Origin of the sequence: Microtetraspora malaysiensis (assembly GCF_050947145.1) — a bacterium.
GTDB classification, from domain to species: Bacteria; Actinomycetota; Actinomycetes; order Streptosporangiales; family Streptosporangiaceae; genus Microtetraspora_A; species Microtetraspora_A malaysiensis.
This window is the reverse complement of record NZ_CP191998.1, coordinates 7,078,456-7,101,201: the sequence shown is the minus strand read 5'-3', so window position 1 is coordinate 7,101,201 and position 22,746 is coordinate 7,078,456. Positions and strand designations below refer to the sequence as shown.

The following is a 22,746-nucleotide window of genomic DNA, read 5'->3' as shown; positions in this document are numbered from 1 at the left end:
TCAGCCCTTCTCGGCTCCCTCGTTGGCGCCGCGGACGAAGTAGCGCTGGAAGACCACGAAGATGACCGCGACCGGGATCGTGGCGAGTACGGCCGCGCCGAGCTTGAGCGGATATTGGGTGCCCTTGCCGAGCGAGCCGCTCACCAGGTCGGCGAGACCGCGGGGGAGTGTGAAGAGCTCGGGGCTCTGCACCGCCACCAGGGTGTGCGGGAACTCGTTCCAGGTGCCCTGGAACGAGATGATGGTCAGCGTGAGCAGCGCCGGTCTGGCCATCGGGAGCACCACCGACCAGAACGTGCGGAACACTCCCGCGCCGTCGATCCGCGCGGCCTCCTCGACGCTGACCGGGATCGACTCGAAGAACTGCTTCATGATGAAGACGCCGGCGGCGTCGGCGATCACCGGGAGGATCAGCGCGGTGTAGCTGTTGTACAGGCCGAGCTGGTTGAGCACCAGGAACTTCGGGATGAACAGCACCACACCGGGCACGGCGATCACGGCGACGATCGCGGAGAACAGCGCGCCGCGCCCGGGAAAGCGCAGCCGGGCCAGGGCGTACCCGGCGAGCGAGTCCAGGAAGACCCGCCCCACGGTGACGATGATCGTCACCAGCAGGGAGTTGCCGAGCCACAGCGGCAGGTCGGTGTTCAGGAAGACCTTCTCGTACGCGTTGAGCGTGACGGGGTCGGGGATGGGCGACAACGGGTGCGCGGCCGCGTCCGGCTCGGTCTTGAACGAGTTCGCGATCTGGATCACGAACGGATAGAGGAAGACGAGCGCGAAGAAGATCAGGATGAAGTAACCCGCGAACGTGGAGGCGAGCCTCCGCGCGCCCGCCGAGTCGCCGGTCCGCCGTCCCTTCCGCGTCGAGCGCCGGGCGGCGTCGGTGCTCACCGCCATGCCTTCCCCTTCCTGGCCCGGCGGCCGGGGCGCGGTACGGCGTCCCGGTCCCGCAGGACCCAGCGCTGGACCAGCGCCAGCACCACGATGATCACGAAGAGCACGAACGAGATCGCCGTGCCGGGGCCGTAGTCGAAGTTGCGGAACGCCGTCTTGTACGACAGGTACGCCGGGGTGAGCGTGGTCTTCGCCGGGTCGCCCTGGCTCATCACGTAGACCTGGTCGAAGACCTGCCAGGTGGCGATCGTGCCGAGCGTCAGCACCAGGAAGAGCGTCGGCTTCAGCAGCGGCAGCGTCACGTACCGGAACGTCTGCCAGCGTCCGGCGCCGTCCAGCCGGCTCGCCTCCTCCAGCGTCACCGGGATGTCCTGCAATGCGGCCAGGAACATCAGCATGAACGTGCCCGAGGTCGTCCAGACGACCAGCACGATGATGGTCGTCATGGCCACGCTCGGCCCGGACAGCCACTCCCACCAGGACAGGCCGAACGGCCCGCCGCCGGTGAGCGCGGCCGGCGGCGCGTCCGGATCGACCAGACCGAGCGCGCCGAGCAGCAGGTGCAGCGTGCCGCGCGGGTCGGAGAACCACTGCGGCCCGTTGATGCCGACCAGCTCCAGCAGGCGGCTCACCGCTCCCGAGTTGGCGAAGATGAAGAGGAAGACGACGCTGATCGCCACCGAGCTGGTCACCGACGGGAAGAAGAACGCCGCACGGAAGAACGTCCGGCCCTTGAGCAGCCGGCTGTTGACGATCATGGCCAGCCCGAGCGCCAGCACGGTCTGCGCCGGCACCACGATCACGACGTAGTAGAAGTTGTTGCGGATGCTCGTCATGAAGTCCTGGCGGGCCAGGCCCTCCTCGGTGAACAGCCGCGTGTAGTTGTCCATCCCGACGAACGGCACGCTCGCCCGGAACGGGCTGCCCTGGCCGTTCCACTCAGTGAGGCTCACCCACAGGGCCATCAGGATCGGCAGCAGCATGAACAGGCCCAGGATCACCACGACCGGGGCCACGAAGAGCCAGCCCGCGACGCCCTCCCGGGCGGCGGCGGAGAGCCGCGGCCTCCGCGCTCCCGGCACAGGTCCGCCGGCCGGGGCGGTCATGTCGGCCACGCCGACCTCCTTCCACCGTCTTGCATGTCACTCGCCGGCCCCCGGCCGTCGCGGTGTGGCGGGGCCGGGGGCCGGGTCCCGGGGCGGGCGCCCCGGGACGGATGTCCGGGGGTCAGTTCCCGAGGGCGGCCTGCGTGTTCTTCTGCAGCCGCTCCAGGACGGACGCGGGGGAGGTGGACGTGAGCTTCTGGATGCCGGTGTCGAAGTCGGCCAGCACGCTCTCCATCTTCGGCGCGTTGACGGGGCCCTGGGCGTACTCGGCGCCGTTCACGAACGGGGTGTCGCCCGGGAACTCCGTGGTGTAGGCGTCCTTGGCGGACTGGCGCGACGGCATCACGCCGAACGCCCGGGCGAAGGCCATCTGCTGGTCGGCCGTGGTCATCGCCTGGACGAAGTCGATCGCCTGCTCCTTGTACTTGCTCTTGGCGGAGACGCCCCAGCAGGTGGTGAAGGAGAGGGTGCCCTTGCCCTTCGGCCCGGCGGGCAGCTCGTGCACCGAGTACTTCACGTCAGGGAAGTCGGCCGTGAGCGCGCCCTTGATCCAGTTGCCCTCGATCGTCATGGCGGCCTTCTCCTTGCCGAAGGCCTCGCCGCCCCAGCCCGCGTCGAGCTGCTTGGGGAACTGCGCGTACTTCTTCTTGAGGAGCGACTGCACGTATTCGAGCGCCTTGGCGTTCTCCGGCGAGTCGGCCGTCGCCTGCTTGCCGTCCGGGCTGGTGATCCAGCCGCCCGCCTGCACCATGAACGCGCCGACCCGGTCGCGGGTGTCGCCCACGGCCAGCGGCGTGATCCCCTTGGCCGACAGCTTCTCGCTCACCGAGGTGAGCTGCTCCCACGTGGTGGGCACGTCCGCGTCGGTCAGCCCGGCCTTCTTCCACAGGCCGTCGTTCACGATCAGCGCCAGCGTGGAGAAGTCCTTCGGCGCGCAGTAGAACTTGCCGTCGGAGGTGAAGGTCGCGCGCAGGCTCTCGTAGAAGTCCTCGGAGTTGGCGATCCGGTCCCCGTACGGCTCCAGCGCCCCGACGCTCGCGTAGTCGGCGAAGCGCGACGCGTCCACGTAGAAGACGTCCGGCGGGTTGTCGCCGGCGAACGCCTGGCCGAGCTGCTGGGAGAGGTCCTGCGCCGGGGTGACCGTCGCCGTCGATCCACTGGTCTTGGCCCAGGCGTCGGCGGCCTGCCGTACGGCGTTCGTCTCGGCGTCGCCCGAGGAGCCGATGAGGATCTGCAGGGAGGCCGGGCCGGCGCTCTGCTGGGCCGGTGCGGCCGGCTTGTCGTCGAACCCGCTGCCGCAGGCGGCCGAGGTGAGGAGGCCGGCGCAGGCCAGCGTGCCGAGGGCCGCATTCCTGAGAGTTGCGCGATTCATGGGCGTTCCTGATCTTCTTGTTCTCTGGGGAGTGGGGAACTGCGACGGGTCAACCCGAGCGCCGTACGACCAGCGAGGGCTGGAGCAGCACGTGCGGGTGTGGGTCCCCCGAGGACCCGGATGGGCGGCTGTCGCCGTCGAGGAGGCGGGTGAGCAGCGTGACGCAGCTCGCCGCCGCCTCCGCGAGCGGCTGGCTGAGACTGGTGATGCCGACGGCTTTCGCCACCGGTGTGTCGTCGAACCCGATCACGGCGACCGGCGGCCCCGCCCGGTGCTCGGCCGGCGCGGCGGCGCCGGGGGAGCGCACGGTGTGCAGCGCGCCGAGCGCGAGCGAGTCGCTCACGCAGACGAGCGCGGTCGCCGGGTCGCCGGATTCGAGCAGCTCGCGGGCGGCCGCCTCACCGTCGTCGACGCCGTCGCTGGTCGCCCGGTCGAGCCCCGCCGGATCCACGCCGGCGGCGCGCAGCGTGCGGGCCCAGCCCTCCCGCCGGTCGTCGCCGACGCCCGACCCGGCGGGCCAGCCGAGGAAGCCGATCCGGCGGTGGCCGGCGTCGAGCAGGTGGCGGGTGGCGGCGGCGGTGCCGGCGGCGCCGTCCACGTCCACCCACGCATGCGGCGTACCGTCCGGCACGCCCCACGGGCGGCCGAAGGTGACGAACGGCATGCCCCGGTCGAGCAGCCACGAGGTGCGGATGTCGCCGTGGTGGGTGCCGGTCAGCACGAAGGCGTCCGGCTCGTACGCGCCGAGCAGGTCGGCGAAGGTCGCGATCTCGGCGGTGTCGTCGTCGGCCGTGTAGAGCAGCACCCGGTAGCCCGCGCGCGCGGCGCTCTCGGTGAGGCCGTGCAGGAAGCGGTCCAGGACCGAGCCGTTGATGCCGTCGCGGTCCGGCTCGATGCGGGTGGCGATGAGCCGCGACCTGCCGGTACGCATCTGGCGGGCGGCCTGGTTGACGCGGTAGCCGAGCTCCTCCACCGCGTCGAGCACCCGCCGCCGGGTCTCCTCGCGGACGACCTCAGGCGTGTTGAGCACGTTCGAAACCGTCTGGCGGGAGACGCCGGCGTGACGAGCGACGTCGGCGATCGTCACCTTTTCAGGCATAGAGTCCCTTTCCGTGGGTTTGAACGTTCAAAGAGAAGTAAGGCATCATTGGATCGTTCAAGTAAAGGAAGTGTTGGCAATGTGCACCCCCGGAGCGGATCTGTCAAGGTCGCGCCCCGCCTGATCCGAACCAAGGAGTCGTTACGTGCTGGTCGGAGCCACGCCGGAACCGGGAGCCGCTCTCGCGGCCGAGGAGACCGGCCCCCCGGCGGGATATCGCCTGCAGCCGCTGCTGCACGACCTCGTCAGCACCGTCCTGGCCCCCACCAGCGCGTTGAGCGGAGCCGACGGGCAGATCCGCGCCTCCGGCGTCCAGGGGCTGTTCCACGCCGACGCCCGCGCGCTCTCGCTGGCCAGGCTGCAGATCGACGGACACGAGCCGGAGGCCATCGCCTACCTGCCGGTCGGCCCCGGGCACGACCGGTTCGTCTCACTCGCCCGCCGGCTCGGCGATCCCCACCCCGATCCCACCGTGCGGATCGAGCGCACCCGCCAGGTGACGCCGTACGGCATGAGCGAGCAGGTGGAGATCGTCTCCACGGCGTCGGCGCCCGTCACCGCCACCGTCACGATCGAGCTGGCCGGCGACTTCGCCCCGATCGAGGTCGTGAAGTCGGGCGGCGACACCACGCCCGTCGCGGCCACGGCCGAGGGGCCCGGCACGCTGGTCTGGCGGTCACAGCGCTCCCGGGTCGTCGTGACCGGGATGGACGCGCGGGCCGAGATCGCGGACGCCCCCGGACAGGTCGCCCCGGCGCGGCTGGCCTGGCCGGTCACGGTGCGGCCGCGCGAGCGCGTCACGCTGCGCTGGGAGGCCGCCGTCACCGACCCGGCCGCGGTCGTGATCTCGCCGTCCGGCCCCGTCGAGTGGAGCCGTCCCCGGGTCGCCGCGGCCGACCGGCGGCTGGAACGGCTGCTCGACCGGTCCCTGGACGACCTGCGGTCGCTCCGGCTCGTCGAGCCGGACGCCCCCGGCGACACCTTCCTCGGCGCGGGCGTGCCGTGGTTCCTGACGCTGTTCGGCCGGGACAGCATCTGGGCCGCGCGGATGCTTCTCCCGCTCGGCACCGAACTCGCCGCGGGCACGCTGCGGGTGCTCGCCCGCCGCCAGGGCGTACGGACCGACCCCGCCTCCGGGGAGGCGCCCGGAAAGATCATGCACGAGCTGCGCCGCCACGAGTTCACCGTCGAGGGCAACGGGCTGCGCCTCCCCGCGACCTACTACGGCACCATCGACGCCACCCCGCTGTGGATCGCCCTCCTGCACGACGCCTGGCGGTGGGGGATGCCCGAGCGCGCGGTGGCCCCGCTGCTGCCGCACCTGGAGGCCGCGCTCGGCTGGCTGGGCGAGCACGCCGACCCCGACGGCGACGGCTTCGTCGAGTACATCGACACGAGCTCCCGCGGCCTGGCCAACCAGGGCTGGAAGGACTCGGGCGACGCCGTCCGGTTCAGGGACGGCAGCCAGGCGACCGCGCCGATCGCGCTCGCCGAGGTGCAGGGCTACGCCTACCAGGCGGCGACCGGGGCCGCCGCGCTGCTGGAGGCGTTCGGCCGTCCCGGCGCGGAGCGCTGGCGCGAGCACGCGGCGGCGCTCGCCGCGCGGTTCCGCGACCGGTTCTGGGTGGAGGGCCCCGCGGGCCGCTACCCGGCGCTCGCCCTCGACGCGGCCAAGCGGCCGGTCGACTCGCTCACCAGCAACATCGGGCACCTCCTCGGCACCGGCCTGCTGTCGGCGGGGGAGGAGGCGGAGGTGGCCCGGCTGCTCGCCTCACCCGCGATGGCGGGCGGCTTCGGCCTGCGCACGATGTCGGCCGACGACGGCGGGTTCAGCCCGCTGTCCTACCACTGCGGCTCGATCTGGGCGCACGACACCGCGATCGTGCTCGCCGGGCTGGCCCGCGCCGGGTTCGGCGGGCAGGCCGCCGGGCTCGCCGAGGGGCTGCTCGCCGTCGGCGAGGCGTTCGGCTACCGCCTGCCCGAGCTGTACGGCGGAGACGCGCGGGACGACGTGGGGCGGCCCCTGCCGTACCCGGCCGCGTGCCGGCCGCAGGCGTGGTCGGCCGCGGCGGCGGTGACGATCGTGCACGCGGCCACCGGCCTGTACCCCGACGTGCCGGAAGGCCGGGTCACGCTGCGTCCCCTCGCCGGCGCCCCGCTCGGCGCGGTGTCCGCGCACGGCCTGCGCGTCGCCGGGCACGAGGTCGGCGTCGAGGTGGACGCCGCGGGCCGGGCCGAGGTGACCGGCCTGCCCGCGGGCCTGCGCATTGAGGATCTCGCCCAGCCTGCCCGGTGAGCCTCCCGGCGTCTCCCGGCCCGTTCACCGCGCCGGGAGACGCCGATCACAGGGCTCGCGAGGCGCGGCAGAGCTCGCATCGGTCACAGGCCGGGGGGAGGCGGATCGCTGCGCAGCCTGCTGTACATCCAGCCGTCGCGCCACTGTCCGGCACGGAACTCCACCGAGCGCAGGACGCCCTCCAACGTGAAACCGGCCTTCACCAGCGACTTCTGTTCGGCGATGTTCTCGGGGTGGGTGGCCGCCTGGATGCGCTCGACCGGGGTGTGGGCGAACAGGTAGTCGCACAGCATCGCCTGAGCGCGCCAGCCGATGCCGCGCCCCCGCCAGTCGGGGAGCAGGGCGATCCCGATCTCCCAGTATCGGGAGACCCCGAACCCCTGCGCCGACCAGCTCATGAAGCCCACGGCCGTACCGTCGACCTCGACGATGATCCGGCTGTCGTCCTCGCCCAGGTACCCGTCGGCGGCGTAGCGCCGGACCGGGGCCTGCGCGTCGCGGAACCCCGTCCAGTCCAGGCCGACCAACCCCGGCTCCGTGGCGAAACGCCGGAACATGGCGAGGTCGTCCTCCGCGACCGGTCGCAGTCGTATGTCAAGGGCGCTCACCGCGCCACCCCCTCGTGATGCGTTCGTCCGCGCATGATCGCGTCACCGGCCTGGACCCTACCCCGTGAGATCCGCGAGCCGCCGCCGAGAGGAGCCTGTCATCGCGGCTCGCCGGCCGACTGCCCCTCCCCGCGCACACGGACGGCGAGCAGGGCAAGCCACGCCCAGCCGACGGTGATGGTCAGCCGCTGAAGCAGCCCTCCGATTTCGACGAGGCCTTCGGTCTGAGAGAAGGCTTGGCCGGACAGGAAGAAGCCGATGACGACCAGGGTGCCGGTGGCGGCCGAGTAGAGCGCCCACCCGCGGTCGCCCCAACCGGCGAAGCGCCGGGCGAAGACGAAGCACGCGCCGGCCAGTGCGGCGAAGACCAGCAGTGAAAAGGGCGCGGCCTGCCAGCGCCACTGCTCGGTCGCGGAATCGTTCGTGGCCGAGTCGATCACCGCTGCGCGGGCAGCGGGCGCCACCGGCAGTTATGAACCGGTACAGGGCACCTGCGCATGCCGTCGCGATCAACATCGCGTTCAGAAACTACTGAACTTTCCTCACATCTGACGCATCGAAGCCAAGCATGAACAAGATTCAAAAGCTTTCCATCCTGTCCGCACTGCCCGTCGCCGCGGCTCTGATGGCGCCCCCTGCTCAGGCGGCGGAGCGCCCGGCATGCCCCGTCCCGACCAAGGCAGAGGCGAAGCGGTCGTCCGGTACCAAGACCGACAAGCCGCCCAGGGGCGCCGCCGCCATCAAGGGAGTCCGCGTCAACCACATCCCGAAGGGTTTCACCTACGGCCAGGTCGGCGTCAACGAGCACGATGGCATCACCGAGTACGGCTACCAGTGGAGTGATGACCGCTCCGACGTGAACCCCAGGCAGCGGTCGCTGTGGGTCAGGGTGGTGTGCTGGCCGAAGGCGAGTGAGCTGACGCAGCTCAAGAACGCGCCGTTCGACATCGGGACGTTCTCCGGTGACACCAAGACCGTGAAGATCGGCCGCCGTCAGGTGCTCACCCAGGTGGGTGACGGCGCGCTGGGTCATGGCCGGTACGCGGGCTGGGTAGAGCGTAAGGGCGTCGTCGTCACCGTGATGGCCAGCCGGCCCCTCGTGCCGGAGCTGGCGAAGATCATCAAGGGCATCGAGCTGTCAGCTTCTCGGCCGTAAACGACCGAGCTTGCAGCTCCTCGCCATCGATGGATTCGACGGTTCAGGCCGCGTACGGCAGCGTGACTCACTGCCCAGCGTGGCGAACCACGCCGCGTTGCGATGTCGATAACAGACCAGAGAGCCGTTCCCCGGCATACCGGGTGCGTTCAGTCCCGCCACCGCAACACGAACCGTAACAGCAAAACCACGAAGAGAGAAACCATTCCTCTCGGGCGTGAACGCCCGAGGTTCCTGGCTAGATGGCGCTGAACCGGCCAACCCCGCCATCCGGGGGCCGGGTTGGGTGGTCATCACGCCCGATCGTCTACTGATATCTCGCTCGTGAGGGCACCCCCTCATTTCACGGCAATCACGTCAGATTCCGCTCGGTGTATCCAGGCTGAGGGCCGGGCTGTACCGGTGACCGGCGGGGCCGGCGGGATCCCTAGGCTCGGGGTGCCCTCTCCCGTGATCTCACCCAGGCGGTGAAGCCCTCGATCGCGTCGATGACGGCCTCGAAGCGGACCGAGTGGTACAGGTCGAAGGCGTGGTTCCCGCCGCGCAGCTCGGCGTAGACGACGGGGGCGGCCGAGGTCTCCCGTAGCCGGTCGGCGAAGTGCCGGGCATCGGCCGCGGGCACACGCGAGACCGCCCGCATTCGCGCCTTCGACCAGGCCGCACAACTCGCCGTGCCCGACCTGCCCGCGCCGCCCGCTTCCCAGGAGAGCTACATCCGGGTCCGCGTGTACGCGTGCAGTGCGTCGCGGACGAACGTCGCTCCCGCGGCGTTGTCGTACATGCCGGCGAAGCGGGGGTCGTCGACGTACATGTCCCCCAGGCAGTTCACCATCTCGATCGAGCGCTCCCGGTCGCCCTCGGCCGTGGGGGTACCCGGGATCTGGCTCAGCCACCGGACGTGCCGGGCAGCCAGTGACTGAGCGTGTTCCGATGTCGGGGAAACCCCGGCCTTCACTGCGGCGACCCATGCGGCGACGAGGTCCTCGGTGTCCTGCTTCCAGGCCTGCTGCTGGTCAAGGCTCTTGCCGTGCCACCAGTCGTTGCTCACTTGGAACGCGCGCTCGCCCCAGCGTGAGATCACCTCGTCCTTGTAGCGGTCGTTGAACCCCGCCAACATGACGTCCATCCGCGGTTCCGCCCCCGACTGCAGGGCCTCCAGCGTGTGCCGCACCGACCGGATCTGCCATTCGATGCGGTCCCGTTCCTCTTCCAGAGCGGCGATGTGGGCACGGAGCCCGTCGCACGTGTCCACATCGTCGGCCAGGACCTCGGCGATGGCCGACAAGCCCATGCCGAGCCGGCGCATGAGCAGGATCCGCTGTAGCCGGGCGACCGCGGTGGGGTTGTAGTAGCGGTACCCGTTCGGGCCAACCCGGGACGGGGCCAGGAGCCCGAAGCGGTCGTAGTGACGCAGGGTGCGACTGGTGATGCCGGCCCTCGCCGCGAGTTCCTGGATCGTCCACTCCATCGTTCCAGTGTTACCTGCGGCGGAGAGTGGTTGCGATGATCTCCGAGGCGTCGGCGTGCAGGGCTTGGGCCGCCGTCTGCCCGGTCTCCGCCAGGTAGGTGTCGACCAGCCGGTTGCCCGCGGCGTACCCCGCGCCCATCGGCAGTCCCACCGGGGTGACGCCGAGGTGCTCCGCGCCTGGGTCGCCGTGCACCCAGGCGGTGAAGTTCTCCATGCCGGTCACGTCGAGCCCGGTGAGTACCTTGGCGAAGACCTCGTCGTCGTGCAGGTGCGGCACGCCGATGCGGGCGGGGCCAAGTTCGTCGCCGTAGAGCTGGCGGGCGAAGGCGTCGGCCAGGCCTTCGCCGACGATGTGCTCGCCGACCGTGACGGTCATCGGGTCCCACACCACCCCGCCCGGGCTCCAACGCAGGTTGTGGTGGAGTTCGTGCACGGCGGTGGCCTCCAGCCGCTCCACGTTCTCGGGGAAGGGCCAGAACGTGATGGCGATGTTGCCCGAGATGCCGCCGAACCCGGTCAATCCCAGGCAGGGACCCATGAAGTGCTTGTCAGCCGGATCGCCGAGAACGAACAGCACGGTGATGTCCGGGGCCTCCAGCCCCGGCGTCGCCTCCAGCAGTACGGCGAGAGCGTCGTCGAGCGCGCGTTGCATCCGCTCCCAGGCTCCGGCCGCCGCGAGGGTTTCGAGCGCGTCGAGGCAACGCTCCTCGTCGCGGTCGATGGGGAACCCGGACGATTGGAGGTGTACGGCTACCAGGTCGAGCTCGCCTGGGTGGTAGCGGTACATACCCTTGTTGGCCTCCAGCATCGAACGCAGCAGGTCAGCGCGCTCCGCGACCGGGGCCAGCAGGATCCGCCGCATGGCGGAGTAGGTGTCAAGAACAGTGATCGACATGGGACCCGATGCTAGAAGTTGACGCAGCGTCAAGGTCAAACCGGCGGCGCTCCTCGTCGGGGTATGGCCGGCATGCCGTCACCCGGTCCCGTCATGACCGGCGGTTCGCCGCTGCGACGGACTCACGCGACGTGGTCAGCCGTCAGCTCCAGGTGGGAGCCGGTGAACGCGGCCCGCAGGCGCCGGTCGTGCGTCACGACCACCAGCGCGCCCTGGTAGGAGGCCAGCGCCTCCTCCAGCTGCTCCACGAGCATCGGCGACAGGTGGTTGGTCGGCTCGTCGAGCAGGAGCAGGTCCACGGGCTCACTCACCAGCCGCGCCAGCTCGATCCGCCGCCGTTGTCCGTAGGAGAGCTCGTCCAGGCGCAGCCCCAGGTCGGACGGCCGGAACAGCCCCAGGGCCAGCAGCGCGTCCGCGTGCTCGTCCAGGCTCCCGGGACGCCCCTGCGCGTAGGCCCGCAGCACGGTCCGGTCCGCGGCCCCGGCCGGTCCGGCCCGCCGGGTGTCGCCGGTGTCCAGCTCGTCCTGGCGGAAGAACCCGACCCGGCCGGCCCGCCGTACCACGCCCGCGTCCGGCTGCAGCTCCCCGCTGAGCACCCGCATCAGCGTGGTCTTGCCCGCGCCGTTCGGGCCGGTGACGAGCAGCCGCTCACCGGCGCGGATGGCCAGGGAGTCGAGGCGGAGCCGCCCGGTCACCACCACGCTGTCGAGTGCGGCCACCTCGGCCCCGGTGTCGGTCTCCGCGGTGGCGAGGGCGGCGGTGAAGCGCAGCGGTTCGGGCGGCGGCGGCGCCGGGTGGCCGGTGAGCCATCGCAGCCGCTGCTGGGACTGCCGGATGCGTCCGGCGGCCCCGTGCGTGCGCGAGCGTGCCCGCCAGGCTCCGGTGCCCATGCCCGCCTTGGCCATCTTGCGGGGGATCACGGCCAGCCGGCCCGCGTTGGCCGCCACCAGCGTGGCATGCCGGTCCAGCTCGGCCTTCCATTCCTCGTGGGCCCGCGCCTGGGCGGCGCGTTCGGCGGCCTTGGCCGCGAGGTATCCGGCGTACCCGTCGCCGTAGCGGCGCACCTGCCCGTCGGAGACCTCCAGGATGGCGGTGGTCACCCGCTCCAGGAACGCCCGGTCGTGGGTGATCGCCACGACTGTGCCCCGGTGGGCGCGCAGGCGCTGCTCGAGCCAGGCCACGGCCTGGTCGTCCAGGTCGTTGGTGGGCTCGTCGAGCAGCAGCAGCTCAGGGGCGGACGCCAGCGTGGCGGCCAGGGCGAGCCTGGAGCGCGCGCCGCCGGAGAGCGTGCCGAGCGGACGGTTCCGGTCGAGCCCGGGCAGCCCGAGCGCGTGCAGCGCGACCTCCACCCGAGTGTCGACCGCGTAGCCGTCTCGTGCTTCGAACTCCGCCGCCAGCCGGACGTAGACATCGAGCCCGGCGCGAGTCTCCGCACCGGTCTCGCCGAGCGACTGTTCGGCCGCCCGCATCCGGGCTTCGAGCTCGCGCAGATCGGTGAGCGCCAGGTCGATCGCGTCGGCCACCGTCGCGTGCGGAGGCAGTGCGAGCGACTGCGGCAGATATCCGACGCCGCCGGGCGCCACGACCACGAGTTCGCCGTTGTCCGGCCGCTCGGTCTCCGCCATGAGCTTGAGGAGTGTGGACTTGCCGGACCCGTTGTCGCCGATCACCCCGATCCGCTCGCCGGGTTTGACGGTGAGTGACACCCGGTCCAGGACGACGCGGGTGCCGTAACGCTTGGTGGCCTCGGTAAGTGCCAGTTGGGCAGCGGTACGCAACGGCCCACCTCCTCTTCTCGGCGCGGACGAATTCTGGACGCGGTGGTCGCAATATTCGAGACGAGACGGATCGTCGCGCCACATCACAGTGTGAGGGGATTCTGGGTCTAAGTCAAGACGGACCGTCTCGTCTCGCCGAATGATATGCTCCGGGCATGTCCCAACCCAGAAAACCGAACCCAGCCCGCCGCAGTGAACGGTCCCGGCAGGCCGTCCTCGACGCCGCGCGCGATCTGGTCTCCGAGCTCGGATACGCCAAGGTCTCGATCGAGGCCATCGCCGCCCGGGCGGGAGTGGGCAAGCAGACCATCTACCGCTGGTGGCCGTCAAAGGGGGCCGTGATCTTCGACTCCTTCCTCGCGCTCAGCGAGAGCGAGGAAGGCATGAGCCTCCCCGACACCGGCGACCTCGAGGCCGACCTCAAGATCGTCATGCGGGCCACCGTTGCCGAGTTCGCCGACCCGGCGTTCGAGGCGCCCATCAGGGCGCTCAACACGGAGATCATCGGCGATTCCGCCCTCGCCGCCCAGTACCGCGAGAAGCTGGCCGGCCCCGTCGACGAGGCCAAGAAGGAGCGGCTGCGCAGCGCCCAGCGGGCCGGCCAGCTCGCCGCGGACGCCGACCTCGACCTGGTGCTCGAGGTGCTGTACGCCCCGCTCTACCAACGCTGGCTGCACCGCTCCGGGCCGCTCACCCCGCAGTACGCCGACGCGCTGGTGGAGATCACCCTCCGCGCGTTCGCCCCCTGAACGCGCGGAGGGAGGGCGGTCAGGGGCTGAGCACCGTGCCCGGCGCGCAGGTCGGCGAACGCGCGGTGGACGTCGCCGAGGCCGCCCCGGTCGGGGGGGATGTCCTCGCCGCCCCCCATGACGGGTCCACCAGAGTCTCCCGGTCGTGATCGGGCGTTCCCGGACGGTGGGCGGTGATCGATACTCGGGAGCGAGAACATTCAGCGCCATCTAGCCAGGAACCTCGGGCGTTCACGCCCGAGAGGAATGGCTTCTCTCTTCGTGGTTTTGCTGTTACGGTTCGTGTTGCGGTGGCGGGACTGAACGCACCCGGTATGCCGGGGAACGGCTCTCTGGTCTGTTATCGACATCGCAACGCGGCGTGGTTCGCCACGCTGGGCAGTGAGTCACGCTGCCGTACGCGGCCTGAACCGTCGAATCCATCGATGGCGAGGAGCTGCAAGCTCGGTCGTTTACGGCCGAGAAGCTGACGGAGGCACGTGTCACTGATTTTTCCGGTTCCGCACGGGCGGCCCGGACCGCGCCGCCCGGGACCGCACGCGATCTCCCGAGGTAGCCGAAGGACTCCGGCGGCTCTCCGGGGATGGGTCTGGCGGTGACCGTCGAGACGCGCGGCACGCCGCGCCCGCTTCCCCCGGAGGCCGAGATGGCGGCGTACCGGCTGGTGCAGGAGGCGCTCACCAACACGCTGCGCCACGCGGAGGCCTCCACGGCCGAGGTCGTGCTCGACTGGTCGCCGGACGCGCTGCGGATCGAGGTGGCCGACGACGGCCGCGGCCCCGGCGACCGCGGGGACGGACCCGATCCGGGCGGAGGGCACGGGCTGATCGGGATGCGGGAGCGGGTCGCCGCGTGCGGCGGCACCCTCCGGGCGGGGCCGGGACGGGCCGGCGGGTTCACCGTCGAGGCGACGCTCCCGGTCCGGAAGCCGTCCGGAGAGGCGGTCGGCTGATGCTGCGCGTCCTCGTCGCCGACGACCAGGACCTGTTCCGCGGCGGCTTCTCCATGATCCTGGACGCGCAGCCGGACATCACCGTGGTCGGCGAGGCGTCCGACGGCGTCGAAGCGGTTCGCGCGGCGGCCGAACTCCGGCCGGACGTCGTGCTGATGGACATCCGGATGCCCACCATGGACGGCGTCGAGGCGACGCGGCGGATCCGCGCCGCCACGTCCGCCCGGGTGCTCGTGCTGACCATGTTCGACCTGGACGAGTACGTGTACGCGGCGCTGGGCGCGGGCGCGAGCGGGTTCCTGCTCAAGGACGCGCATCGCGACGAGCTGGTCCGCGCGGTCCGGGTGGTCGCCGCGGGGGAGGGGTTGCTCGCGCCGACGGTGACCCGGCGGCTGATCGAGACGCTGGCGCAGGGTGGCCACGCCGTACCCCGCCTGAAGGCCAGGCTCGACGAGCTGACCGTCCGCGAGCGCGAGACGCTGACGCAGGTCGCGCGCGGCCTGTCGAACGCCGAGATCGCCGCCGAGCTGGTGGTCAGCGAGCACACGGTGAAGACCCACGTGAGCAACCTGCTGACGAAGCTCGGCCTGCGCGACCGCGCCCAGGCCGTCGTCTTCGCGTACGAGTCGGGGCTGGCCGTCCCGGGGTCTCCATCGCAGGAGTGAACCGGGATTCACTCGCGGCGGCGATCCGCGCGGCACTCCTTCGCGGGCAACATCGACGGCGATCGCGAGGAGGTCGTCGCATGTATCCAGATCCCACCCGGCCAGATATCAGCCATCCAGATGCCACCCGCCCAGATGCCACCCGTCCGCGCGGGCTGCGTGGCATGGGCCGGGCCGGCGAGCTGGGCGTGCTCGTCGCGTGCGCGGCGCTCTCGGCGGGGCTGCTCTACTTCGGCACGGGTCTGCATCCGATCGCGTGGCTCACCTGGGCGGCTCCTCTGCCGGTGCTGGTGATCGCGCCGCGGACGACCGCCGTCCGCGCGTGCCTCGCGGCGATGGCGGCATGGGCGGTGGGCGGGGCGAACATGTGGGAGCTTCAGCGCGACCGGATGGAGGTGCCGCTTCCGGTCGCGCTGCTCACCGTCGTCCTGCCCGCGCTGGTCGCGGCCGTGGCCGTCCTGCTCTTCCGGGCACTGGTACGGCGCGGCCGCCTGTGGTCGGCGGCGGCGGTCGTGCCCGCCGTCTGGGTGAGCGCCGAGTACCTCGTCGCGGCCCTCACGCCGTACGGCGCGATCTGGAGCCTGGCGCACACGCAGGCCGGGGTCCCGCCGGTGGTCCAGCTCGCCGCGCTGACCGGCGGGTGGGGGATCTCGTTCCTGCTGACGGCCGTCCCGGCGGCGCTGGCCGTCTCCGCCGCGCCCCGGCGGCGGGCGGGGGAGCGGCCCTGGCGGGTCGCGGCGACCGCATTGACGCTGGCGCTCCTCGTCGCGACCGGGGGAGCCGTCCGGCTCGCCCTGGCCGAGCTGGACGGCACGGAAAGGAAGGTCGCGCTGCTGGCCTCCCGGCAGCAGGACGACTGGGCGCCCATCGACACGCCGCGCGGCCGGGAACGTCTCCGGGAAGTGCTGGCACGGGTGCGGGCGCTGCCGCCGGGGACCGACGCCGTGGTCCTGCCGGAAGGCGGGTTCGTGACGACGGCGGCGGACCTTCCCCTGATCTCCCGCCCGCTCGCGGCGCTGGCCCGCGAGCGGCGTATGGACGTCGTCGCGGGCGTGATCGTGACCGACACCAACCGCAACACCGCGATGTTCTTCCCGGCCGGGGGAGGTGAGCCGGGCGTCTACCGCAAGCAGCACATGGTGCCCGGGGTGGAGCCGTACGTGCCCGGCGACCGGGTGTTCCTGCGCTCCGGGACCGGCGTGGCGATCTGCAAGGACCTGGACTTCCCCGAGCTGGCCCGCGCGTACCGCCGCGCGGGCGCGCAGGTCATGCTGCTGCCCGCCTGGGACTTCGACCTCGACGGATGGCAGCACGCGCGGACGACCGTGTTGCGCGGCGTCGAGAACGGGTTCTGGGCCGTGCGCAGCGCGGCGAACGGGAACCTGACGGTGAGCGATCCGTACGGCCGGGTCCGCGCCGAGACCGCGACCACGGGCCGCGCGCCGACGGTGCTCACCGCGACCGTCGGCACGGGCGCCGCCCGCACGGTCTACACCTGGGCGGGTGACTGGTTCGCCTGGCTGTGCCTGGCCCTGGCCGTCCTGCTTCCCGCGTCGGCGGTCCTCCGACGCCGGGGAGCGGAGTGACCGGGCGGCGGGCCGACCGTGCGTGGCCGGCCCACCGCGGACGGCCCTACAGGTCGGTGGCGATGATCTTCTCGATGTTGCGCTCGGCGAGCGCCGTGATGGTGACGAACGGGTTCACGCTGGTGTTGCCGGGGATCAGCGCGCCGTCGATGACGTACAGACCGGGATAGCCGGCGAGGCGGCCGTAGTTGTCGGTGGCCTTGCCCAGGACCGCGCCGCCCAGCGGGTGGTACGTGAGGTGGTCGCCCCAGATCTTGTAGATGCCGAAGAGGTCGGTCCGGTAGATCGTCCCCTCTTTGGAGTTGATCTTGTCGAAGATCGTCTTGGCCATGTCGATGGCGGGCTGCTTCCAGGACTGCTGCCAGTTCAGGTCGACCTTGCCCGTGGTCGGGTTCCAGGAGAACTCGGCGCGGTTCGGGTTCTTGGTGATCGACAGATAGAACGAGGCGAAGGTCTCGATCCCGGTGGGCAGCGGCGCCACCTCGGCGAACGCGCCGCCCGCGGCCCAGTTGTCGATGCCGCCGCAGGGGATGGACGACTGCAGGGCCCCGGTCGGGTCCCACAGGTGGTTGGCGCGGCCGCACATGACGTTGCCGTTGTCGCCCCAGCCCTTGCCGACCTCGTTGTTCAGGTTGGGCAGCATGCCGGTGGCCTTCAGCTTGACCAGCAGCTTGCTGGTGCCGACGCTGCCGGCGGCGAAGAACACCCGGTCCGCGGTCACGGTCTTGGTGGTCGTGGTCTCGCCGCTGGTGTTGATCTGGTCGATGACGACCGTGTAGCCGCCGCCGGACGCCGGGGCGACCGAGACGACCTTGTGCAGCGGCGAGACGGTGACCCGCCCGGTGGCCGCGGCCTGGGCGAGGTACGTCTTCTGCAGCGACTTCTTGCCGTTGTTGTTGCCGTAGAGGATCTCGCCGGCCAGCGCCGACTTGGTGACGGTGCCGGCCGCCTCCTGCTTCATGTAGTCCCAGTCGTACACGTCGGGCACGAAGACGAACGGGAACCCGGAGCGCTGGGCGTGCTTCCGGCCGACCCGGGCGTACTGGTAGCAGTCGGTGGAGTCGAACCAGGCCGGGTCGATGGTGCCGACCCCGAGCCCGGCGTTGGCGCGCGGGTAGTAGGTGTTGTACATCTCGTCGGGGTTGACCGTCGGGAGGATGGCGCCGAAGTTCTCCCGCTTGGGCGTGACCGCCATGCCGCCGTTGACGAGGGAGCCGCCGCCGACGCCGCGGCCCTGGTAGACCGTGATGCCGCTGAACTCCTCGGCGTCCAGGATCCCGGTGTAACAGGAGATGTCCCGGTCGATCGGGAAGCCGAGGAAGTAGTTGAGCGGCGCCTTCGTCCGGGTGCGCAGCCAGTACGACCGGTTGTCCGGCGAGAGCGTGTTGCAGAAGATCTTGCCGTCGGAGCCGGGGGTGTCCCAGGCCATGCCCATCTCGACCATGTGGACGTCGACGCCCGCCTGGGCGAGGCGCAGCGCGGCGACCGAGCCGCCGTATCCGGTGCCGATCACCAGGGCCGGCACGTGAGCCCCACTGGCGATCGGAGTGGTCGCGGCGACGGTCTGCGCCCAGGCGGGGGTGCGGCCGCCGAGGGCCATGACTCCCAGGAGGGAACCGGCCCCGGCGATGAATCCGCGTCGGGAGAAGCCCGAGGAAGCCGAACCGACCGGCGTGCTGTCACTCATGTGTGGTCCTCACTTTCGACCGATGGGGGGTTCGCGTCGTGCGAGACGGGGGTGGGTGTCCAGGTGGGCGTCCGCAGTGTCATGGGACCGGCTACGGCGTGCCGGAGGGGGAGTGGCCGCCGCCGGGCAGCACGCATACGGCGTCGAGGCCCAGCACCCGGTTGAGCCGGCCGAACGTCAGCCAGGAGCCGATGCACATGGTGAGCTCCACGATCTCGGGCTGGCTGTAGTGCGCGGACATCCGGTTCCAGAAGTCGTCGTCGAGGCCGTGGTGATCGAGCGCGTACCGCTCGGCGTATTCGGCGGCCAGCCGGGTGCGGTCGTCGAAGGCGTCGGTGGTGCGCCAGTGGGTCACCGCGTCGGCGAACTCCACCTCGACCTTCCGCCCGTCGCGTTCCGTCCGCCAGTCGAGGCAGAAGAGGCACCCGTTGATCTGCGCGATCCGCAGCCGTGCGGCCTCGAACTCGCGCAGCCCGAGGGTCGTGTGCGCGTACACCGCAAGGGAGAAGTACGAGGCGGCGGGTCCGATGCCGGGGACCATCTCGCCCCACACGTACTGGATCGGGTCCTTCCCGTCCGGGACGTCGACTCTCATGATCGCTTCCTTCCGAGCCTGCCGATCGCGGGGCGCAGCGGGACGTCGAGCGCGTCGTAGAGTCCCGGCTCCGCCTCCACGAGCCATTCGACGGCGTTCACCAGCCGGCCGACCGCGGTGGCGTTCCCGCCCGCGGACCGGTTGCCGCCCTCGTCGGAGGCCTCGATGGTGACCTCGATGCGCGGGCGGCCCTCGATGATCACCCGGTGCGCTCCTTCGCCGTCGGGCGGCGACGGCCAGTCCGGCGCGCAGGACGGGTGGATGCGGGTGATGTGCTCGATCACGATGCGGGGCTCGCCCTCGACGATGCCCTGCACCTCGAACCGGACCGCGCCCTGGGTGCCGGCCTCGAAGTCGCCCATCGACCTGGTGCTGACCGTGGAGTCGAGCGGGCGCCGCTCCAAGGTCTCGCGGATCTCGTCGAGTTCGACGCCGAGGGCGCGGGCCATCATCCGCACCTGCCCGCCCCACACCATGGTCGGGACCGTCGGCGCGATCATCGGCGGCTCGTAGTCCATCGGCTGGCCCATGCCGACGATGTAGCGGACCGAGTCGGGCTGGTCGTAGGTGGTGTAGTCGAAGATCTCCTGGCAGCGGATCACGTCCACCGTCGAGCCGAGACCGCTGATCAGCAGGGGGAGCACGTCGTTGCCCCAGCCGGGGTCGACGCCGGAGACGAACAGGGAGCCGCCACCCTCGGCGATCGCGGCCAGGATCGGTTCCCGCAGCTCGGGCGGGGCGTTGCGCTGGTCGTAGAGCGCGTACAGCGAGGGCGTGACGACCACGGCCCCGGCCCGGATCGCCCGGACGATGTCGGCGAGGGCGTCGTCGGGGCGGATGTCCCCGGAGGCCGCGTACACGACGGCGCGGGGCCGGGCGGCCAGCACCGCGTCGACGTCGTCGGTCGCCGTGACACCGAGCCGGTGGTCGAGCCCGCCGAGTTCGCCCGCGTCGCGGCCGACCTTGCCGGGAGTGTGGACGAGCACTGCCGTGAGTTCCAGTGCCGGATGGGCCTCGACGGCGCGGATGGCCGCTCGGCCCACATTGCCGGTACCCCAGACGATTGTGGACACCATGGGCGGAGCGTAGCAAGCGCTTGGTTTAGTGCATAGGGCCCCCGCGCCCCGATGTTCGGACGGTGAATCCCATGGTCAGGCCGGGAAAAGGGCATGGCGTGCCCGCCCTCCGACCCGGTCGTTCTCCGGCGGTGTGACCTCGTCCCGTTTCCCGTCGCCACCGCTTCCCGGCGGCCGGGGCGTTGTGTCAGGGGGCGGTCAGGGTGGCCATCGCGCGGTCCGGTTCCCAGTGGGCGCGGAGCGACGTGATCGCCCCGGATTCGTCGACGGTGTAGATGATCACGCAGTCGACCGTCATGGTCGCGCCGCCGTCCAGCGCCATGACGATGGAGGCGACGTTGGCGCAGCAGGGCCCGTTGGCGAAGGAGTCCCTGACATGGAAGCGGTATTCGCGCACCGAGCCGACGTAGGCGTCCCAGAACCTCCCGATCTCGTCGTGACCGCGGTGGCCCCTGCCTTCGGGATCGAGCGGCGAGGGGCCGACGGGATCCTCCACGAGGGCGTCAGGGGCGAACAGTCCCAGCCATTCGCCCCTGTGTCCCGCGGTGACCGCGGCCATGGACGACCGTGCGGCCCGGCGCGCGGGGTGGTCCGTGTCCGGCGCTTCCCAGGTGACTGCCGTGGAATCGGTCATATCCGCGACTGTAACGTGTTCTCGTTTCCGGGTTAAGGGGTGACTTTGGCGATCACCGACTCCGCGAAGCGCTCAAGGTGCTCGATCTTCCTGGCCAGGGGTTCGGTGTCCGGCCCCTTGAAGTACGGCGACCGGAAGCCGACGATCAGGTCGGTGACGCCCTTGTCGGCCAGCCGCTTCACCCCGTCCGCGTGGTACGCGTCGTAGGAGATCGCGTGGATCTCGAAGGGGCGGTCGGCCGTGCCCTCCTCGGCGCGCAGCGCGGCCAGCCTGGCCAGCAGCGCGTCCAGTTCCTCGGCGTCGCCTCCGCCGTGCATCCAGCCGTCGCCGAGGCGGGCCGCCCGGCGCAGCGCCGCCTCGCTGTGCCCGCCGACCAGGATCGGGATCGGTTCGGTGGGGGCCGGGGACATCTTCACCGGCGGCAGGTCGTAGAACTCGCCGTGGTACTCGAAGTAGTCGCCGCTCGTCAGGCCGCGTACCACCTCGATGGCCTCGTCCATCCGCTTGCCGCGGCGCGCCCACGGCACGCCCATCACCGCGAAGTCCTCCGGCCACGGGCTGAGCCCGACGCCGAGGGTCAGCCGGTTGCCGGTCAGGTACGCGATCGAGCTCGCCTGCTTGGCGACCAGCACCGGCGGGCGGACCGGCAGCTTGAGCACGAACGGGGTGAACCGGATCGTCGAGGTCGCCGCTCCCAGTGCCGCCACCAGGATGAACGTCTCGATGAAGCTCTTGTCCTCCAGGAACTGCCGGTCGCCGTCGGAGGTGTAGGGGTAGCTCGTGGCGGACTCCTTCGGATAGACGAGGGAGTCCGCCACGGTGAAGCTCGCGTAGCCCGCCGCTTCGGCGGCCTGGGCGAGCGGGAGATAGTACGACGGGTCGGTCATGGCCTCGGCGTAGGTGAACCGCATGGAAACAGAGCGTAATAGAACCTGTTTCACTTTAGAAGTGCGCGCTTGCCCGCGCGACGTACCTCCGCCGGCGACCGAGGAGCCCGCGGCCGGGAAGCCGGTGCGGCCGTTCGAGGTGATCGAGCAGTCCCCTTCGGCCCGCAGAAGGCGACGACTCTCAGGACGACACTCCGTAGCGGGTGGCGATCGCGGTCGCGCGGTTGCGCAGGAAGTCGCGCAACCACTGCGGGGCCAGGGCTTCCGCGTCCATGCTCAGCTGCCACAGCGCCCATTTGGCGTGTCGTGAATCTTGGAAGGACACCTCCATCCGCAGCCAGCCGTCTGCGTCGGGCTCCTCGGCGCGGACCGCCAGCGCGGTGCCCAGCAGGTCCTCCCGCCGCGCCGGGTTCACCCGTACCAGCACGGTGACTTGGTCGCCGCCGGTCCGAAACCGCGTGCTGCGTTCCTGCCAGGCCCGGTCCAGATCGACCCGGTCCGGACGCTGTGCGGGTTCGGGGAGTTCCTTGGCGGCCAAGATCCGGGACAGCCGGTAGGTGCGGTCCGCGCCAGACTTCGTGGCCAGCAAATAGCCCCGGTCGCGAATGGTGACCAGGCCGATCGGGTCCACCGTGCGCCACATCGGAGTCTGGTCCACAGCCGAGTAGTGGATCCGCAGCTTGTGCCCGGCGAACACCGCGCGCAGGACCTCGGCCGCTATGGCGTCAGGCACCTCCTCATCGACCAGTCGACGCGAGAGGAGGTCGGTCTCCGGGTCGATGAGCAATCGCTCGGCCGCGCCGGCCGCGGTGTCCCGATAGCTCTCGGGTAGCGCGTCAACCACCTTGAGCATCGCCGAAGCGAGCGCTGAGCCGAGGCCGAATGCCTGCGCGCCGCGCCGCGATCCGGCGACCAGCAGGGCAAGGGCCTCGTCGGGGTTCAGCCCGGTGAGCTCGGTCCGGAAACCGGGCAGCAACTCGAAACCGCCGTGCCGGCCGCGTTCGGCGTAGACCGGGACGCCGGCTGCGGACAGCGCCTCGATGTCGCGCAGCACGGTGCGGGTGGATACCTCCAGCTCGCGGGCCAGCGCGGTCGCGGACAGCCGGCCGTGCTGCCGCAGCAGCAGCACCAGCGAGACCAACCGGTCGGCACGCACACGAAAACACTATCGAAATACATGACGAAAGATGTCGTGATTTGTTGGGAGGCTCATCAACGCAACCAAGCAGATGTCGGCTGC

General features: G+C 71.0%; 22 protein-coding genes. 6 read left to right on the top strand and 16 right to left on the bottom strand.

Translation table 11 applies throughout. From position 1 onward, the window contains the following. From ACQP1V_RS33375 to ACQP1V_RS33360, 4 genes are all read right to left on the bottom strand, one after another. Window positions 1-900 (bottom strand): carbohydrate ABC transporter permease, encoded by a 900-nt coding sequence (locus ACQP1V_RS33375; protein WP_433414191.1) that lies wholly within the window; start codon window positions 898-900, stop codon window positions 1-3. Then, window positions 891-2,003 carry a carbohydrate ABC transporter permease gene (locus ACQP1V_RS33370; RefSeq protein ID WP_433426047.1) on the bottom strand — a complete coding sequence of 371 codons (1,113 nt, stop codon included), beginning with the start codon at window positions 2,001-2,003 and terminating at the stop codon, window positions 891-893. The genes ACQP1V_RS33375 and ACQP1V_RS33370 overlap by 10 nt, the downstream gene beginning before the upstream one ends. Before the next feature lie 121 nt (window positions 2,004-2,124). After that, window positions 2,125-3,375: a sugar ABC transporter substrate-binding protein gene (locus ACQP1V_RS33365; protein WP_433414189.1), complete on the bottom strand. Its 1,251-nt coding sequence runs from the start codon at window positions 3,373-3,375 to the stop codon at window positions 2,125-2,127. 49 nt (window positions 3,376-3,424) lie between these two features. After that, window positions 3,425-4,474, bottom strand: a complete 1,050-nt coding sequence (locus ACQP1V_RS33360) for a LacI family DNA-binding transcriptional regulator (RefSeq protein WP_433414187.1) — start codon at window positions 4,472-4,474, stop codon at window positions 3,425-3,427. A gap of 145 nt (window positions 4,475-4,619) precedes the next feature. Here ACQP1V_RS33360 and ACQP1V_RS33355 point away from each other — a divergent pair, with 145 nt between their 5' ends. Further along, window positions 4,620-6,770 carry an amylo-alpha-1,6-glucosidase gene (locus tag ACQP1V_RS33355; protein ID WP_433414185.1) on the top strand — a complete coding sequence of 717 codons (2,151 nt, stop codon included), beginning with the start codon at window positions 4,620-4,622 and terminating at the stop codon, window positions 6,768-6,770. An 83-nt stretch (window positions 6,771-6,853) separates the two neighbouring features. On the opposite strand, the gene ACQP1V_RS33350 is transcribed toward ACQP1V_RS33355, so the two are convergent. Together ACQP1V_RS33350 and ACQP1V_RS33345 are read right to left on the bottom strand one after the other, a co-directional pair. Next, complete coding sequence (locus ACQP1V_RS33350) at window positions 6,854-7,378, bottom strand: GNAT family N-acetyltransferase (RefSeq protein WP_433414183.1); 525 nt, start codon at window positions 7,376-7,378, stop codon at window positions 6,854-6,856. Between the two features lie 98 nt (window positions 7,379-7,476). After that, window positions 7,477-7,842, bottom strand: a complete 366-nt coding sequence (locus ACQP1V_RS33345; protein ID WP_433414181.1) for a DUF998 domain-containing protein — start codon at window positions 7,840-7,842, stop codon at window positions 7,477-7,479. 104 nt (window positions 7,843-7,946) lie between these two features. Between ACQP1V_RS33345 and ACQP1V_RS33340 the strand changes: the two genes are divergently transcribed. Further along, window positions 7,947-8,534, top strand: a complete 588-nt coding sequence (locus ACQP1V_RS33340) for a hypothetical protein (RefSeq protein ID WP_433414180.1) — start codon at window positions 7,947-7,949, stop codon at window positions 8,532-8,534. A 427-nt stretch (window positions 8,535-8,961) separates the two neighbouring features. On the opposite strand, the gene ACQP1V_RS33335 is transcribed toward ACQP1V_RS33340, so the two are convergent. The 4 genes from ACQP1V_RS33335 to ACQP1V_RS33320 form a co-directional block, all read right to left on the bottom strand. Then, the gene (locus ACQP1V_RS33335) at window positions 8,962-9,174 is read right to left on the bottom strand and encodes a hypothetical protein (RefSeq protein WP_433414178.1); all 213 of its coding nucleotides are present in this window, start codon (window positions 9,172-9,174) and stop codon (window positions 8,962-8,964) included. A gap of 69 nt (window positions 9,175-9,243) precedes the next feature. Then, a complete protein-coding gene (locus tag ACQP1V_RS33330; protein ID WP_433414176.1) occupies window positions 9,244-10,002 on the bottom strand; it encodes a MerR family transcriptional regulator in 759 nt (252 codons plus the stop codon). A gap of 10 nt (window positions 10,003-10,012) precedes the next feature. Further along, the gene (locus tag ACQP1V_RS33325; protein ID WP_433414174.1) at window positions 10,013-10,897 is read right to left on the bottom strand and encodes a DUF2268 domain-containing protein; all 885 of its coding nucleotides are present in this window, start codon (window positions 10,895-10,897) and stop codon (window positions 10,013-10,015) included. A 122-nt stretch (window positions 10,898-11,019) separates the two neighbouring features. Further along, window positions 11,020-12,675, bottom strand: a complete 1,656-nt coding sequence (locus ACQP1V_RS33320) for a TlrC/CarA/OleB/SrmB family ABC-F type ribosomal protection protein (protein ID WP_433414172.1) — start codon at window positions 12,673-12,675, stop codon at window positions 11,020-11,022. A gap of 155 nt (window positions 12,676-12,830) precedes the next feature. Between ACQP1V_RS33320 and ACQP1V_RS33315 the strand changes: the two genes are divergently transcribed. The 4 genes from ACQP1V_RS33315 (at window position 12,831) to ACQP1V_RS33300 (ending at window position 16,627) form a co-directional block, all read left to right on the top strand. Continuing rightward, window positions 12,831-13,424 (top strand): TetR/AcrR family transcriptional regulator, encoded by a 594-nt coding sequence (locus ACQP1V_RS33315; protein WP_433414170.1) that lies wholly within the window; start codon window positions 12,831-12,833, stop codon window positions 13,422-13,424. Window positions 13,425-14,019: 595 nt separating this feature from the next. After that, window positions 14,020-14,376: a sensor histidine kinase gene (locus ACQP1V_RS33310; protein ID WP_433414168.1), complete on the top strand. Its 357-nt coding sequence runs from the start codon at window positions 14,020-14,022 to the stop codon at window positions 14,374-14,376. Further along, a complete protein-coding gene (locus ACQP1V_RS33305; protein ID WP_433414167.1) occupies window positions 14,376-15,041 on the top strand; it encodes a response regulator in 666 nt (221 codons plus the stop codon). The genes ACQP1V_RS33310 and ACQP1V_RS33305 overlap by 1 nt, the downstream gene beginning before the upstream one ends. 80 nt (window positions 15,042-15,121) lie before the next feature. Next, window positions 15,122-16,627: a nitrilase-related carbon-nitrogen hydrolase gene (locus ACQP1V_RS33300; protein ID WP_433414165.1), complete on the top strand. Its 1,506-nt coding sequence runs from the start codon at window positions 15,122-15,124 to the stop codon at window positions 16,625-16,627. A gap of 46 nt (window positions 16,628-16,673) precedes the next feature. On the opposite strand, the gene ACQP1V_RS33295 is transcribed toward ACQP1V_RS33300, so the two are convergent. The 6 genes from ACQP1V_RS33295 to ACQP1V_RS33270 all read right to left on the bottom strand — a co-directional run bounded on the left by ACQP1V_RS33295 (window position 16,674) and on the right by ACQP1V_RS33270 (window position 22,662). Beyond that, a complete protein-coding gene (locus tag ACQP1V_RS33295; RefSeq protein ID WP_433414163.1) occupies window positions 16,674-18,314 on the bottom strand; it encodes a GMC oxidoreductase in 1,641 nt (546 codons plus the stop codon). 91 nt (window positions 18,315-18,405) lie between these two features. Beyond that, window positions 18,406-18,909 carry a carboxymuconolactone decarboxylase family protein gene (locus ACQP1V_RS33290; protein WP_433414161.1) on the bottom strand — a complete coding sequence of 168 codons (504 nt, stop codon included), beginning with the start codon at window positions 18,907-18,909 and terminating at the stop codon, window positions 18,406-18,408. Next, complete coding sequence (locus ACQP1V_RS33285; protein WP_387410387.1) at window positions 18,906-19,985, bottom strand: NAD(P)H-dependent amine dehydrogenase family protein; 1,080 nt, start codon at window positions 19,983-19,985, stop codon at window positions 18,906-18,908. Before ACQP1V_RS33285 ends, ACQP1V_RS33290 begins: the two co-directional genes overlap by 4 nt. 187 nt (window positions 19,986-20,172) lie before the next feature. After that, entirely contained in the window at window positions 20,173-20,619 is a 447-nt protein-coding gene (locus ACQP1V_RS33280) for a nuclear transport factor 2 family protein (RefSeq protein WP_433414159.1), read from the bottom strand. A 32-nt stretch (window positions 20,620-20,651) separates the two neighbouring features. Next, window positions 20,652-21,530 (bottom strand): TIGR03619 family F420-dependent LLM class oxidoreductase, encoded by an 879-nt coding sequence (locus tag ACQP1V_RS33275; protein ID WP_433414157.1) that lies wholly within the window; start codon window positions 21,528-21,530, stop codon window positions 20,652-20,654. Window positions 21,531-21,687: 157 nt separating this feature from the next. Further along, window positions 21,688-22,662 (bottom strand): helix-turn-helix transcriptional regulator, encoded by a 975-nt coding sequence (locus ACQP1V_RS33270; protein WP_433414155.1) that lies wholly within the window; start codon window positions 22,660-22,662, stop codon window positions 21,688-21,690. Between the last annotated feature and the right edge of the window lie 84 nt (window positions 22,663-22,746).